Source organism: Salinibacterium sp., assembly GCF_031364185.1.
Lineage (GTDB): Bacteria > Actinomycetota > Actinomycetes > Actinomycetales > Microbacteriaceae > Rhodoglobus.
On record NZ_JANLVV010000388.1, the window covers coordinates 1 to 1,215 of the forward strand.

Genomic DNA, 1,215 nt, shown 5'->3' on the forward strand with positions numbered 1-1,215 from the left:
GCGCGGGCTTTCTCGCGATGTACATCTTCGCCATTGCTCTGTCGTTCAACGGCATGGATCCAAACCTGGAACCCATCTTCTTTCCCACGGCGATGGGCATCCTGGTCGCCCTGATGTACCTGGTCGCCGGGGCAATCTGGCGCGCGATCCCGTCCATCGTGATGGGCGGAGCGATCCTCGTCGTGTCGCTGGTCGCGCCCTTCCTGGGGTATCCGAATCACTACCTCGTGTTCGCGATTGCCGGTGGCGGAGTGTTCTTCGGCGGGGCCATCTCGACCGCGCTGTACACGCGCGGCGGTCGGGATGGCCTGGCGGTGCGCTGATGATCGAGCTCGATCCGGTCATCCACGCCCAGGCGCGCCTGCGGATCGTGTCGGCGCTCGCCACTCTCGACCTGGGTGAGAGCATCACGTTTCCGAGGCTGCTCGAATTGCTCGACATGACCGCCGGCAACCTGTCAACGCACCTGCGCAAGCTCGAAGACGCCGAGTACGTCGAGGTCACCAAAGCGCATCAGGGCCGAACGCCCGTGACCTACCTCGAACTCTCGAAGGTCGGTCGGCGGGCGTTCGAGGACTACACCGAAGCCCTGCGGGCACTGCTGGGAGCCACACCATGACCGTACTTGCGAGCCTGACCGCTGTGTCACGCAGTTTCGGTGATGTCATCGCGCTGGATGATGTCACTCTCGACATCCGATCGGGGGAGATCCTTGGCCTGCTCGGTCCGAACGGCGCGGGAAAGAGCACGCTAATCTCGCTGCTGTCGGGCCGACGGCGCGCGACCACGGGAACCGTCAGCCTTTTCGGGGGCAGCCCGGCCGAGGCGCGCAATCGGCAACGGCTCGGGAGCACCCCCCAAGAAACGGCCCTGCCCGAGTCGCTCCGAGTAGGGGAGGTGATTGACTTCGTCGGCGCACACTTCGCCACGAGGGTATCGACGGCGCAACTCGCGGCGCAGTTCGGGCTCGCCGAGCTGATGAGGCGACAAACCGGTTCGCTCTCCGGCGGGCAGAAGCGTCGACTGAGCGTCGCGCTGGCCTTCGTGGGCAACCCCAGACTGGTGCTGCTGGATGAACCGACCACCGGTCTCGATGTCGATGCCCGCCGACTGCTGTGGTAGGCACTTCGCGAGCAGCACGATCGCGGTGTGACCATCGTCGTCACCAGCCACTATCTCGAAGAGATCGAGGCGCTTGCCGAACGGGTAGTGGTG

3 protein-coding genes are annotated in these 1,215 nt (G+C 65.0%); all 3 read left to right on the forward strand.

Annotated elements, in window-relative coordinates:
* Window positions 1–323 (forward strand): hypothetical protein (locus RMN95_RS16660; RefSeq protein WP_309618024.1); only part of this gene is annotated, 323 nt, incomplete at its 5' end.
* A complete protein-coding gene (locus RMN95_RS16665) occupies window positions 323–619 on the forward strand; it encodes a transcriptional regulator (RefSeq protein WP_309618025.1) in 297 nt (98 codons plus the stop codon). The genes RMN95_RS16660 and RMN95_RS16665, both read left to right, overlap by 1 nt.
* Window positions 616–1,122: an ABC transporter ATP-binding protein gene (locus RMN95_RS16670; RefSeq protein WP_397545315.1), complete on the forward strand. Its 507-nt coding sequence runs from the start codon at window positions 616–618 to the stop codon at window positions 1,120–1,122. Before RMN95_RS16665 ends, RMN95_RS16670 begins: the two co-directional genes overlap by 4 nt.
* Window positions 1,123–1,215 lie beyond the last annotated feature (93 nt).